The organism is Prosthecobacter dejongeii (assembly GCF_014203045.1).
In the GTDB taxonomy this organism is placed as follows: Bacteria; Verrucomicrobiota; Verrucomicrobiia; order Verrucomicrobiales; family Verrucomicrobiaceae; genus Prosthecobacter; species Prosthecobacter dejongeii.
Genome location: NZ_JACHIF010000014.1, coordinates 1 through 13,928, shown reverse-complemented (window position 1 = coordinate 13,928; position 13,928 = coordinate 1). Strand labels below are relative to the sequence as shown.

The window sequence follows — 13,928 nt, the reverse complement described above, 5'->3', positions numbered from 1 at the left end:
AGAGCCCGTGCGAGGCAGAAATAGCATTACTCTTTTTCGATTTCAGCCTGGCTCTCGAGTACCTTGGCCGTTTGTTTATCCCGGAAGGCTTTGAGTTTTTCAGCCAGTTCTGGTTGCTCGTTGGCCAGCATGGAGACCGCAAAAAGTCCGGCATTCAGAGCTCCGGCATTGCCGATGGCAAAAGTGGCTACGGGAATCCCCCCGGGCATCTGCACGATGGAGTACAGACTGTCCACACCACTGAGTGCTTTGCTCTGCACCGGCACACCAAGAACGGGGATCGTGGTCATGCTAGCGGTCATGCCAGGCAAATGGGCAGCGCCACCTGCCCCAGCGATGATGCATTTCAAGCCACGCGGTTGTGCGGTGGTGGCGTAATCATAAAGCAACTGAGGTGTGCGATGTGCGCTGACCACCTTTTTTTCAAAGGGTACGCCAAAGTCCTGCAACACGCGGGCTGCATTTTCCAAAGTGGGCCAGTCTGAACTGGAGCCCATGATGATACCAACAAGGGGTGAACTCATAACGCAACTAGCCCGAAGAAATCGCGGCTGCAACCATTTGCCAAAATCACTTACCCTTTCCATGATAGGGAGACATGACCTTCAGAGAGAAACTGGAAAAACGAATCGCTGCCACGGGATCAAATCTTTGCGTAGGCCTAGACGTGCGCATGGATCAGGCTGATGAGGCCACCAAGCGGTTCATTATCAAGGTAATTGAGGAGACTGCCCCCCACGCGGCAGCCTTCAAGCCGAACTCTGCTTACTACGAAGCGATGGGGTGGAAGGGTATGAGGATTCTTTCCCAGGTCCTCAAAGAGATCCCCAAAGAGATCCCAGTCATTTTCGACGTGAAGCGTGGGGATATTGGGGAGACGCAAGGTTACTACGCTCAGTCTGCTTATGATTCCTACGGTGTAGATGCGGTGACGCTGAATGCTTACATGGGCAAAGACACCCTGGAGCCTTTTTTGAAGTATGCCGATAAGGGTATTTATCTCCTGGGAGTGACCTCAAACCCCGGCGCGGTGGATGTGGAACTGCAACCGACCGGTGATCGTAAAGTGTTTGAACTGGTGGCAGACATGACTCAAGTCAGCCGCGAAGTCGGTTTAGTTATCGGCCTCACCAACGCCGCTCAAGACGTTTTACAGCGCACTCCAGACGTACCGCTTTTGATCCCTGGTCTTGGTGCCCAGGGTGGCGATTTATCTTCCTTAAAAGGCAGTGGTCGCAAGGCCCCTGTGCTGGTGAATGTCTCCCGCGGCATCATGTACCACCAGGAAAAGCGCAGTGGTTTTGCCACAGTCGCAGCCGACTGGAAACTCCGCATCCAAGAAGCCCTGGCTTGATAAAGGCGATTTAAGTGACAAGAAAGGCACTCTTTGTCTGCTTGCGAGTTTGCAATCACCCGCAAGCTTGCCGCCTGTTTTTTCGATGATTCTCGATCTCCGTGACTATTTGCGCACTCCGCTTCAACGTGGTGCATATCAGATCCTTGGCCCTGTCCTTGACCGGACTCTGGGACTGCGCGGACTGGATGAGATCTACAATGGAGCATGCGAGCTTCAAAAAAATCATGCGCAGGGACAAACGTGTCAGACATGGTTCGAGTCCGTCTTAAAAACCATGAATGCCACCTATGCGGTGGATGCAGCGACTGATTTCGAATTTCCAAAATCAGGACCTTTGATCGTCATCGCCAATCATCCCTACGGCATTTTGGACCCAGTTATCCTTGCCCACTACGCGGCCACTCAGAGGGCGGAAGTCAAGGTGATGACGAACTCCATGCTGGCCGCCTTTCCAGCCTTGCGTCCGCACATCATTCCCGTCAATCCTTTCGGGGGTGAGGCCGCTGCACGTAGCAATGTGGGTGCGATGAAAGAAGCACTGAAGCATCTGAAGACGGGTGGCACCCTGGTGATCTTCCCTGCGGGTGAAGTTTCTGGCTATAAGCCAGGATCTGGTATCGAAGAGCCGGTTTGGAGCTCCCATGTCGGCTCATTGGTTAGGCGCACTCAGGCGACAGTACTGCCTGTTTTTTTCCCAGGTAGCAACAGCCCGCTTTTCCATGCTGCTGGTCTCCTGCACCCGCGTCTGCGCACAGGGCTTTTACTGCGTGAATTTTGCAACAAACGCGATAGCGAAGTGGAGATGCGGGTCGGCACCCCCATTCCATTTGCGAAGCTGCGGAAGTTTGAAGATGACGAAACACTGACCAAATATCTACGGATCCACACCTTTGTTTTGGCCAATCGACGCAAAATCATTGCATCGGTTGAAGCCTCTGTAGCTTCGGCAAAACCCTCGAGAGAGGTCGTTCTAGCAGCCGAGCATCGTGCTCGCATTCTTAATGAAGTGCAGGCACTGGCGGAGCGCGGAGGTCGTCTCACCGGTCAAGGCAATCTCAGTGTTTATGCTGCCCATTCCCATGAGATCCCGGATACTCTTCAGGAAATTGGGCGTCTTCGCGAAGTGACCTTCCGGCATGTAGGTGAAGGCACCGGTAACGAGGTGGACTTGGATAAGTACGATCGTTACTACCAGCATCTGTTTTTGTGGGATGAGGATAAACAGCAAATCGCAGGTGCCTATCGCCTGGGGCGGGCAGACATCATTCTGCGGGAATACGGCCCGAAGGGACTGTATACCAGTACTCTCTTCAAGTTTGAAAAACCCTTCCTTGCGCACCTCGAAAGTGCGGTGGAGATGGGGCGCAGTTTCATCATTAAGGAATATCAGCGGAATCTATCTTCCCTGCCTTTATTGTGGAAAGGCATCGCGCACTGGATGGTGCGTAATCCTGGTTACAGGAAGCTTTTCGGTCCCGTCAGCATCAGCAAGGACTACGACAGTCTGAGCCGCAAAATGATGGTCGAATTCCTCCAGGGCAATTGCTTGCACGAGGACCTCGCCAGTTTTGTCAAACCGCGCAATCCTTTCCGTTATCTGCGAAGCCGCCGGCTGATGCGTGAGTTCATCAGCGCCAATCTGCAGGACGTGGACGACTGTTCCGCCCTCATCTCCAGTGTTGAGACCGACGGCAAAGGCATCCCCATTCTGCTAAAGCACTACCTGCGGCTCAACGGCACGATCTTGAGCTTCAATGTGGACAAAGATTTCTCCTCCGTCATCGACGGCCTCATTCTCGTGGACCTCACCGAGACTGACCCGAAACTGCTGGCCAAATACATGGGGGAGGATAACTGTCGCAGCTATCTGGCGCGGCATCATAAGCAAAGCTGACCTCCAGGCCTTTGCCATAGTGCTTGCGCCCAGCCGCTGACCGCCCTTTATCATAGAGCATGGCGCAGGACTTTATCCGGGTGCGGGGTGCCCGGCAGCACAATCTGAAAAACGTTGATGTGGACATTCCACGGCACAAGCTCGTCGTGCTCACCGGCGTCAGCGGTAGCGGCAAGTCATCCCTGGCCTTTGACACTCTGTATGCCGAGGGCCAGCGACGCTATGTGCAGAGCCTTTCAGCCTATGCGCGGCAGTTTTTGGATCAGCTAGAAAAACCGGACGTGGACTTCATTGAGGGGCTGTCTCCAGCGGTGGCCATTGAGCAGGTGCACAGCGCGCCCAATCCACGCAGCACCATCGCCACGGTCACGGAGATCTACGATTACCTGCGCGTTCTTTATGCCGTGACCGGGCAACCGCATGATCCAGAAACCGGGGAACGATTGATCAAAAACACCCCGGCGGAGATTGGCGAGCGCTTGCTGCAACTGGGCGAAGGCACCCGCGTGGTTGTCCTATCCCCGCAGGCTCCTTCGGATGGGGCCACTCTGCGGGCGCTGTTTGAAAAGCTGCGCCGCCAGGGGTTCGTTCGCGTGCGCCTGGATGGCGAAATAGTGGAACTGGAGGAAGAGCTGAAACCCAGCCTGCGTGAAGAACATCGGGTCGAAATTGTGGTGGACCGCCTGGTCATCCGCGAAGGCGTGAAGGCACGGCTCATGGAGAGCATCGAGGCCGCCCTGCGCTGGAATGAAAATGAGGTGCAGTTTCTGGTGAGCGGAGGCGAACGCACCAGCGCTTCTCCCGAAGAGATTCTCAGTTTCACCACGGCCTATGCAAATCCGCGCACAGGTTTTGTCATTGAAAAGCTAACCCCCCAGCACTTCTCCTTCAATACCCACATCGGGGCCTGCCCGACCTGCGAGGGAGTAGGCACACTGATGGCCCCTGATCCAGGGTTGATCGTGCCAGAGCCTGAGCTTTCCATCAAAGACGGCGCGGTGAAGACTTGGTGGTCGCGAAACCCCAAGTTGAAGGCACTTCACCAGCGTGGTGTGGAGGCACTGGCCAAACACATGGGGGTCTCTGTTGAGGTGCCTTTTAAGGGGTTGCCGAAGGCCTTCAAAGAAGCTCTTTTTCATGGGACGGGGGAGCAGGCAATCACCACCGGCTTGACCACCGGAGCCAATAAACGCAGTCTGGCCAAACCCTATGAGGGCCTCCTGAAGGAGGCCGAACGACTCCACGCGAATGCGGAGAGTGACGCGCTGCGCACCCAACTCACCCGCTACATGAATCCCCTGCCCTGCCCTGCCTGTGCAGGCAAAAGGCTGCGGCGGGAAAGCTTGGCCGTGGTGCTGAGTTCTGGGTTCACTGGAGGGGGCCACCTAACCAAAGATACTGAAAAAAAAGGCAGTTCGCTCAACATCCATGACCTGTGTTCACTCCCCATACGAGATGCGCTCGGTTGGGTCCAGGCATTGACGCTGACCGTACACCAGCGGAGTTACGTGGAAGAGTTGCAAAAAGAGATTCTCAAGCGGCTCGACTTTCTGGAGCAGGTGGGTTTGGGCTACCTAGCGCTGAACCGCGAAAGCGGCACGCTGTCCGGCGGGGAGATGCAGCGCATTCGCTTAGCCACTCAGATCGGCGCAGGTTTGGCCGGTGTGCTCTATGTGCTGGATGAGCCCAGCATCGGCCTTCACCCAGCCGATACGGAACGTCTCATCCGCACGCTGCTGCGTCTGCGGGATCTGGGCAATACTGTGCTGGTAGTGGAGCATGACGAGGCCATGATGCGTGCTGCGGATCATGTCATCGAAATGGGACCCGCAGCCGGGGTTCACGGCGGGCAGCTCATCGCCCAGGGCACGCCCGCTGAAGTCATGGCCACCCAGGCCAGCCTCACCGGGGCCTATCTGAGTGAGCAACTTCGCATCTCCCCCCCCTCAGGCAGAGTGTCCCCGAAAGGTCCGCTGGGCAGCAGCCGTGCTGCCCCCAGGGCAGAGGCTTCCATTTTCAGTTCCCAAGCTAAAAAGAAGGCTAGAGCTGAGGCCTTTGCTCTGAGTGCAGTGCCCATGGTTGCCGACTGGCTCACCATCCATGATGCCACCGAGCATAACCTCAAGCATGTCACGGCCTCTTTTCCCGTCGGCTGCCTGACCGCTGTGACAGGCCCTTCCGGCAGTGGCAAGTCCACCCTGATCAACCGCATCCTCATGCGTGCTCTGCAGCGGCATTTTTACCATGCCAAGGATGAACCCGGCAGGCACGAGGGCATCACTGGCATTGAGGCCTTTGACAAGGTGGTGGTCATTGACCAGTCCCCCATCGGCCGCAGCCCGCGCAGCAACCCGGCCACCTACACGGGAGCCTTTGGCCCGATCCGGGAACTTTTTTCCAATCTGCCTCTGGCTCGTGTGCGTGGCTATGAAGCAGGTCGTTTCAGTTTCAATGTGGCTGGGGGGCGCTGTGAAAAATGTCAGGGCGACGGCCAGATCAAAATAGACATGCACTTCCTGGCGGATGTGTACGTGACCTGCGACCACTGCCACGGCAAACGTTACAATGCCGAGACGCTAGAGATCACCTTCAAGGGGCGCAACATCGCCGAAGTGCTGGAGATGACCGTCAGCGAGGCTTCTCGCTTTTTTGGCAAGGCCAGTGCCATTGCGGAAAAGCTCCGCACGCTGGAGGAGTGCGGCCTTGGTTACGTCCGCCTGGGGCAGGCTGGCAACACCCTCTCGGGGGGGGAGGCGCAGCGGATCAAGCTTTCTGCTGAACTGGCCCGGCGGGCCACTGGCAACACGCTCTATGTGCTGGATGAGCCGACCACGGGCCTGCATTTTGCGGATATTCAGACGCTGCTCCAGGTGCTGTTCCGCCTGCGGGATGCGGGGAACACGGTCATCGTCATCGAGCATCATCTGGATGTGATTCGCTGTGCGGACTGGCTTGTGGACCTAGGGCCTGGCGGTGGTAACCAAGGCGGCAGCATTGTTGCCGAAGGTACTCCCGAACAGGTGGCTAAGGTAGAGTCCAGCGCGACGGGGCGGTTTCTCAAAGAGGAAATTTAACCGTGACGAGGTGGGAAGCGTTCGTTATCTTGGCACACTCCCCCAACCGCCCCTTCTTTTCCGCAGTGCTCACCAACCAGACGATTGATCCGAACCAAAACGGACAGCCGAAGCCTTTTATTCTCTTCCGTCCTTTTGTCACCCTGTGGCACTGGCTGGTGCCGCCTACGCAGGCACATCGGGATCGTCAATCCAAAACAGCACGCTGGGCAGCAAGGATCGGCGTCGCGACTTTTTGCCTCACATTGATGGGATTTGGCATCTATTATGCCAAACCCATCCAGGACACTTACCAGGACTGGAAAGCGGACAAGATGGTCGCTGAATCCCGTCGTATGGCGGAAGATGGCCAGATCGTGAATGCCGTTTTTAAGGCCCAAGAAGCCTACAAACTGGCACCTGACAACATCGGTGCGATCCGCCTCAATACGGAATATCTTACCGCGATGAAACGGCCTGAAGCCCTGTTTTTCCTAGATCGTCTGGAGGCCAATGGAGCGACTGAGTTGAAGGACAAGCAAACTCGTGTCAAAGCCCTGATGAATCTAAACCGGGGCAAAGAAGCCGCTAGTCTTTTGGAGGAAGTGCTCAGTTTGTCTCCCACGGATCCACTTTCGATGAAATTGGCGGAAGAGGTGTGGAGCAGCAGTCAGAAAAACAGCATTCTCCTCAAAACCCTCAAAAACTATGCCGAAAAACATCCCGAAGATGCGGCACACAGCCTGCGAGTAGCCAAAATCCAAACTGACTCAGCAAACCCCAGTGAGCAAGCGGATGGTATGCGCCGTGCCTGGGCGGTCGCAGAACGAGAAGATGCCATCGGCCTCGAGGCCATCGAGTTTCTCGATAGCTTTGAGATTTTACCCCCCGATGAGGCAAATCGGCTTATTGAAAAACTGCGCAGCCACCCAAAAGCGACAGGCTGGCACCAAGTAGCCGCTCTAAAGCGCAAACTCCAAATGAACCCTGCACAGCAGGTGCAGCTTGTTCAGGAAGCGATTGAGATGGCCAAGGGTAAAAAACGCGAGGATCTGGTGCCCATGGTACGCTGGTTGGTCGAACAAAAAGAGTTCCTTCAGGTTTTGGCTCTTGTGAATGAAGAAGACGCCAAAGAGTACCAACCTCTCTTGGAAAACTATCTCACAGCCCTGACGATGTTGCAGCGATTTGAAGCATTAGAACGCTTGGTGAAGGATCCCAAAGTCGAATCCATCCTCAACCAGAGTGTGAGTGCATTTTACCGAGCTCATTTAGCCTTTGTCACCCGCAAACCCACTGAAGAAGTACGAAGTGCTCTGACCGCAGCCAAGAACGCCGCAGACATCGAACGGCGTGGGGAATTGTGCATGAAAATTGCCGAATACGCCGAAGCGCGTGGTTATGCCGACATCGCTGAAAGCGCCTACAAAAGTGCCGCTCTGAATACCCGAACAGACCGGCAGGGTTATCAAGGATTGATTCGCGCCTCCGAAGCCAATGGTAATACAGAGGGGCTGCTCGAAGCTGCTACAGAGGCTGCACGTCGCTGGCCGGATGATCCCGTCTTTGTAGAACGTTTTTTGTATATCAATTTGCTCACGGGTCGCCAACTGGAATTGACGCTGGATGAGACTCAAAAACTGCTCCAGCAACGTCCCGACGATCATTTGCGCCGCCTTCTGGTGGCTTTATCACATTGGCGGTTAGGCGATGTCAAATCTGCGACGGCTTTGCTGCAAAATTTGGACGTCAATATCCTATCGCCTGGGCAACGTGCCATTCTCGCTGGCATTGCGCGAGGGAGTGACGCACGGAACGCGGCGGATGCGGCACGCAGTGTGGTTCAGACGATCGGGCCTCAGGACAGAATGCTGCCTGAAGAGCGTGCGTTTTTGGCCAAAGCCTTGCGATAAGGGAAGATCATCACACCAGGTGTCTTCCCAGTGTCACCTCCAAATTTCGTTCAACCACAGCGCCCATACTATCGCAGGTGTCAAAAGCATCTGAGTGGTGGTATTCCCCGAGTTCACGTGCCAGTTGCGCGACCTTTTCAGCAGGTTCGCGAGGGTTATTTTTCATGATCTGAAGCAGGGCCGTGATGCGCTGATGCTCACTGATGTAACGGCGAGCGATCAGGCTGCGTTCTTCATCCTGGTATTGATTCATCGTGGGTAAGTTCAGCAACTTTCCACACAGCCACACGACTGGATTATTCTCTTTGAAAAACTGTGGCAAGTACAGGCTGCGACGCCCTTCGTAGCTTTGTTGGTCGAAATCTATCGCCCGCACTCGATACTGCACATCTTCGAAGTCTGGAGTGATATCAATCACGTAGTTGTAGCTGCGCATATCTCCCAGCAATCGCAGAAAACAGCGCTCACTAAACTTCACAAATTCTTTGGCGATGCGCACCTTGTTCACATCTGGACGATCCAGGTGATCACGTATGAACACGTCTCCAGGCACACCAGCGATGTGCTCCTCCACCAAAGTATTGCGCTGGGCTAGATAGTTGATTCGATTGGGCGAAAGCAAATGCTCCAACTCCAAACCATAGACGCGAGAGGCATCCGCCGTCTTGACGTAAAAATGGTCATAGTTGTCGTTATACTGATTGACCACCCTGACTCGGAAAGGCCTTGAGTTGCCAAATTCGCAATAGTCTACGCGCTCGACAAACAAATGCGGCACAGCATGCAAATCCCCGGTGCGTAGCAGGGAGTAAATGCTGGTCAGTCGAGGGTAGAGCTCATCTTGAAGCTCTCGTGGATACAAGACACTGGCCCAGTGGGTTGGGTTGCCATTTTTATCATCCAAAGGGTAGCTCTCAGTAAAACCCAACAAGTCTTTATATGAGGCAGGTAGCGAATAATGACGCCCAAACTCATCCAGGTAAGTCTCCAGTTCCTCCGTGAGCGGCAGGAAGTCTTTGCGTTTGGTGATCTGAACGTCGGTGTCCATCATGGACCATGGCGGAGGTGCAATCCTCAGTCCAGCAGCAGCATAAAAATGCTGTCCGGTTTAAAATCACACCTTGAAAGGCAATCTCATCGGGCAGGAACTGCTTTAGTCGGACCACGGAAGCAGCCAAAGGCGATAAATGCAGCTCCAATGCCAATCATAAAAACCGAAAAGAATTGTCCGCGAGTGAGCCCCATGATCATCGCAGAGCCCGAATCCGGCTGCCGGACGAATTCCAGGCTGATGCGAGCCACCGCATAAAGAATAAAAAACAGCCCAGTCAAAATGCCATGAGGCAGTCGAGGGTAACGCAGACGCACAGCCAAAAGGATGGCGGAAAGAAACAAACCTTCCCCTAAGGCTTCGTAAAGTTGTGAAGGGTGACGAGGATGGAGGATGGATTCCAGCCCAGCTACACCCTCAGGCTGAGTTTGGAAAAAAGCGATGATGTCTGGGCTATGCTGTGAGCCGGGAGGCAGGGAAATTGGGGTTCCCCCCTGAGCAACAAAATCCTCGTGCCGTAACTCCGTGGGAAACTTCATCGCCCAAGGAACCGTGGTGACACGACCAAAGAGCTCTCCATTGATGAAATTTGCAATACGACCGCAGAAGATTCCTAATGGAGCACCGCACACCAGCGTATCCCCCAAGCCCGTCCAGGAAATCTTGTTCTTACGGGCATACCAGAGCAAGAATAGAGCCACGCCAGCGATACCGCCATGGCTAGCCATACCACCTTGATTGAGTAAAAAAAGGCTCCAAGGGGCCGTCACAAAGTGATCCCAATCGTACAGTAACATGTAACCCAGGCGCCCGCCCAGGACGACTCCAAATAGAGCCACCATGGTGATAAAATCGGCCACTTGATCAGGTTTGATCTCTGATAGTCCCCGTTTCGCCAGGAAGAGCATCACTCGATAAGCGAGGTAAAAACCCAAGACATAAGCCAGTCCATACCAGTGCACGGCAAAACTATCCGTGAAACGGACGACGTAGGGGCTGAGATCGTGCAGATAGTAGGCAAGTAGATCGGTCATGCGGACAGGCAGGCTTTCGAGTCAAAACAGAGTTCTGGCAAGCGACGGATGCGCAAGCTTACGCCAGAGTCACCTCGTCGTGCGTGGTCAGGCTAATGATGGGCCGTTTCGCCAGACTCATCAGGATCCGTGTCTTCGATCTTCGCTTCCTTTTTGAGTTGAGCGATCAACTCATTAAATTTTGTGTCTTTGTGTGCCTCCAGCAGTCGCTGCCGCACCGCTTCCTTCACCGCCGCAAAAGGGATAGCCTCTGGCACTTTGCGACCAAGCACCGTGCAAAGATGAAATCCCAATTGCGTCGTGAAAACAGGGCTTACTTCCCCATCATTCATGGAAAAGGCGATGACCTCGAATTCTTCCATGAATTCACCTCGCTTGAACCAGCCCAGGTCAATTTGCTGTTGTTCATCTGCACGGTGTTCCTCAGCCAGAGTCATGAAATCCGCTCCAGCCAGCAGTTGAGAGCGCAGTTCACGCATCGTTTTGAAGACTTCCGTGCGGCTCTGTGCTCCTTGCAGATTTTTCGTGATGTGCGCCACGCGAATGATTTCTTCCGTCATGTAAAGGGCAAGATCGCGCTCATAAGCAGCGCGTAATTCTTCCTCACTGAAATCAGGATCTGCACCGTAAATGTCCCCCAACATTTTGTCCAAACGAACGCCCCCCTTAACATTCTCACGGACGACGGCTTCATCCTTATAGGGCATGCCGATGTTCATGTAGAACTGTGTTTCGCCACCAGCTTCCTCAATGAGCTTTTGCAATCGGTTGGTAACATCCTCTTCTGAGACCGTGGGAAAACGCTTGAGAGACTCTTGATTCAGGAGCACCCGAGAAACCAGATTATCCTTGGCGTAGCCCCGGAATTCCTGATCACGCTCGCAGCAGGCTACCTGGAGCGTGCGCTCGTAGTGCCCTTTGACATTGCGGAATTCTCCTTCGATGACTTCGTCGTCAATCTCTTCGCCATTAATGATCAGTGCCATGCCGCACACGGAGCGCGGAGGCAGCAGTCAGGCAAGGCGAAAGTATTATTCTCCAGGCCAAGTAGGTGGGAGAGATGTCTGACGCGTTATTAGCTCAAGGGTGGCTGAGGAGGCCCTGGCTCTTCCTCTTTGGGCGTTTCAGGCACTGTTTTCGGTCGGGGTAAAATCCGGTGAACGAGGGACGAAGCCGACTTGAAGGGAATGAACAAGACCATGAACAAATTGCCAATGATGAGGTCATAAAGCCGAATCGGCAGCATGAGAAATCGTAGAATAGGCTTCGAAATCGCCTTCACGGACTCATTTCGTGAATAAAGAAGCGAAAAGCCGATGATGGACACGATTCCCACAAATTTCATCAAGGTGGTGATATCCACGTGAAAAGTCAGCTCTGTGACGAGAATCAGCCCCACATAACCAATAAGGATAAAGGCCGTGTGTTCTAAGATTGGGAATTTTTCGATGAGCCCTATGCAGTAACCCGCGACAAAACGCAGCGCCAGGATCCCAATAAAAACCCCTGTACAGACCACCCAGAATTCATCACTGAGCGCCACGGCAGCCACCACATTGTCCACCCCTAGGCTCAGATCCATAAGCTCAATCGAAGCCACGGTTCCCCAAAACCCTCGTTTAATCGTATCAGTGCCATTCTGCTCAGCATGAGCATTTTTGTGGGCAGTGGCTAAATGGTGAGCCATCAAATGAATCAGGTAGGCAGCCCCCACCAGCTTCAGCCACGGGTTTTGGATAATGTATCCTGCAAAAAGCAATGCAAGTCCCCTGAAAACATAGGCCCCAATAATTCCCACCCGCAGTGCCCAGAATTTTTGGTGATGCGGCAAGTGGGCTGCCATGGCGGCAATAGCTAGCGCATTGTCCACCGATAAAAGACCTTCAATAATGATCAATGACAGAATGACCGGGAGGGCCTCGGTGAGAATCTGCCAAACAGCAGGAGAGAATATTTCCGCAAGCATCAGTTGTTATATGACCTGGATACGCTTCTCAGTGTTGAAAGCGCATCGCCAAGTTCCCGTTTATTAGCCTAACGGATGCAGGGAGTCAAGGTTGACACCAGGCGACCCGCCCGCCTAGATGCAAAACGTTTTTTTAGCGGTATCCATAGCCTACGCTACCTCGTCTAAGCCCCCCTTCTCCATGTCTTCTTCATTCACTCGTTTTTTACATCTGACAGTCCCCTCACTACTGATCCTTTTTCTCTCAGCTTGTTCCAGCACTCAACAGCAGATGCGCTCTGGCGGGGACCTCAGTGGTCGCAGTTACGTCCAGACAGCTTATCCAACCGCCCAGCCTGTAGCTTACAACCCCGGCTGGGAGGTGGAGGCGGAGCCCATGTTTGCGGCGGCTTCCAATACCCCCTACATTCGTGCTTCCTCATATTTATTGATAGATGCCCATACAGGAAAACACCTGGCCTCTAAAAATGCCGAAACCGCCCGTGCTGTGGCCAGTACACAAAAGCTTGTGACTGCTCTCGTGGTGCTGGATGCAGGAAACCTCGACAAGCGTGTCACCGTTACAGCCTCCGATGTTAAAGTGGAGCCCACCTGCTTGGGGCTTCGCCCTGGAGAAACCTACACACGCAGACATCTGCTGTACGCCTTCTTGATTAAAAGCTGCAACGACGTCGCCAATGTGTTAGCTCGAGACAATGCGGGGAGCATCAGCGCCTTCGCCTCCAAAATGAACGCCAAGGCCAGGTCTCTCGGTTGCTCAAACTCCAATTTCAAAAACCCTCACGGGCTTACAGCTCCAGGGCAATATTCCACAGCTCGAGACATGGCACGCATCGCCATGGCAGCTTATCGCAACGCACTCATCCGCGATGCCGTGCGTCGTCAATATTATACTTTCCGCAAAAACAGCGGGAGCACAGTCACCCTTAAGAGCACCAATAATTTGTTGGGCAGCATGCCGGAATGCAATGGTATGAAAACAGGTTATACCGTGGCGAGCGGGCGCTGCCTTATCTCAACCGCCAGCTCACGCGGACGCGACGTCATTTTGGTGCAGCTCGGCACAAAGACAAAATACATTTGGGACGATGGCCGTCTGCTCATGTCTTGGGGCCTGCAAAGAGCCAAAGGGGGGGGATTGACCGCCTCCAACTTTTAAGAAGGCAATGCCGCACTGGCAACTTGCGAACGGTCTAACAAAAGATATTAACATCAACAATAGCCTTCAGCTTATCGCTGAACGCAGCGCAACCATGGTTAGGTCACTCCCCGAGTGACCACCGTCCATGATGGGATAAGGAACAAGTGAGCAATGATGCAGAAACTTGGCACGGCCAATGCTCTGCATCTCGGGAGTGGCGGAAACCAGGGATAACCCCCAGGTAGCCACCTCTCCCTAACAACACCGATCCAACCCATAAACATGATGCGAATCCTGCCCCACTGGCGCACGTTCACGTGCGGACTCCTGGCATCCGCCGCTCTCCTGACCGGCGCTCTCCATGCCCAAGACGCAGCACCAGCGCCCGCACCGGCGCCAGTTGCTGCCCCAGCCCCCGCACCGACTCCTGCGGCTGCTCCAGCCGCTGAAGCTCCTGCGGCCCCGGCCGGACCTACCGTTGAACAGCGTATCTTTGATTTGGAGAAGTACGTTCAGAAC

Annotated in this window: 11 protein-coding genes; 6 read left to right on the top strand and 5 right to left on the bottom strand. The window is 54.3% G+C overall.

The window, feature by feature from the left end:
- Positions 1–26: 26 nt before the first annotated feature.
- Positions 27–524, bottom strand: coding sequence for a 5-(carboxyamino)imidazole ribonucleotide mutase (gene purE / locus HNQ64_RS23080; RefSeq protein ID WP_184213089.1), 498 nt, complete (start codon positions 522–524; stop codon positions 27–29).
- A 74-nt stretch (positions 525–598) separates the two neighbouring features.
- On the opposite strand from purE, the gene pyrF reads away from it, so the two are divergent.
- The 4 genes from pyrF to HNQ64_RS23060 are packed head-to-tail and all read left to right on the top strand — an operon-like array spanning position 599 to position 8,217.
- The gene (pyrF, locus tag HNQ64_RS23075; protein ID WP_184213087.1) at positions 599–1,354 is read left to right on the top strand and encodes an orotidine-5'-phosphate decarboxylase; all 756 of its coding nucleotides are present in this window, start codon (positions 599–601) and stop codon (positions 1,352–1,354) included.
- Positions 1,257–3,251 carry a lysophospholipid acyltransferase family protein gene (locus HNQ64_RS23070; RefSeq protein ID WP_343075921.1) on the top strand — a complete coding sequence of 665 codons (1,995 nt, stop codon included), beginning with the start codon at positions 1,257–1,259 and terminating at the stop codon, positions 3,249–3,251. The genes pyrF and HNQ64_RS23070 overlap by 98 nt, the downstream gene beginning before the upstream one ends.
- A 59-nt stretch (positions 3,252–3,310) precedes the next feature.
- The gene (locus HNQ64_RS23065) at positions 3,311–6,325 is read left to right on the top strand and encodes an excinuclease ABC subunit UvrA (RefSeq protein WP_184213083.1); all 3,015 of its coding nucleotides are present in this window, start codon (positions 3,311–3,313) and stop codon (positions 6,323–6,325) included.
- 29 nt (positions 6,326–6,354) lie between these two features.
- Entirely contained in the window at positions 6,355–8,217 is a 1,863-nt protein-coding gene (locus HNQ64_RS23060; protein ID WP_184213081.1) for a tetratricopeptide repeat protein, read from the top strand.
- 10 nt (positions 8,218–8,227) lie between these two features.
- On the opposite strand, the gene HNQ64_RS23055 is transcribed toward HNQ64_RS23060, so the two are convergent.
- The 4 genes from HNQ64_RS23055 to HNQ64_RS23040 form a co-directional block, all read right to left on the bottom strand.
- Entirely contained in the window at positions 8,228–9,268 is a 1,041-nt protein-coding gene (locus tag HNQ64_RS23055) for a hypothetical protein (protein WP_221305548.1), read from the bottom strand.
- Between the two features lie 83 nt (positions 9,269–9,351).
- A complete protein-coding gene (gene lgt / locus HNQ64_RS23050; RefSeq protein ID WP_184213079.1) occupies positions 9,352–10,302 on the bottom strand; it encodes a prolipoprotein diacylglyceryl transferase in 951 nt (316 codons plus the stop codon).
- Positions 10,303–10,394: 92 nt separating this feature from the next.
- On the bottom strand, positions 10,395–11,288 hold the full coding sequence (locus HNQ64_RS23045; RefSeq protein ID WP_184213077.1) for a peptidylprolyl isomerase: 894 nt from the start codon (positions 11,286–11,288) through the stop codon (positions 10,395–10,397).
- 89 nt (positions 11,289–11,377) lie between these two features.
- Entirely contained in the window at positions 11,378–12,268 is an 891-nt protein-coding gene (locus HNQ64_RS23040; protein ID WP_184213075.1) for a TerC family protein, read from the bottom strand.
- 181 nt (positions 12,269–12,449) lie between these two features.
- On the opposite strand from HNQ64_RS23040, the gene HNQ64_RS23035 reads away from it, so the two are divergent.
- Both HNQ64_RS23035 and HNQ64_RS23825 read left to right on the top strand, forming a co-directional pair.
- Complete coding sequence (locus tag HNQ64_RS23035) at positions 12,450–13,427, top strand: D-alanyl-D-alanine carboxypeptidase family protein (protein WP_184213073.1); 978 nt, start codon at positions 12,450–12,452, stop codon at positions 13,425–13,427.
- 264 nt (positions 13,428–13,691) lie between these two features.
- A partial coding sequence (locus HNQ64_RS23825; RefSeq protein ID WP_221305547.1) for a hypothetical protein occupies positions 13,692–13,928 on the top strand: 237 nt, incomplete at its 3' end.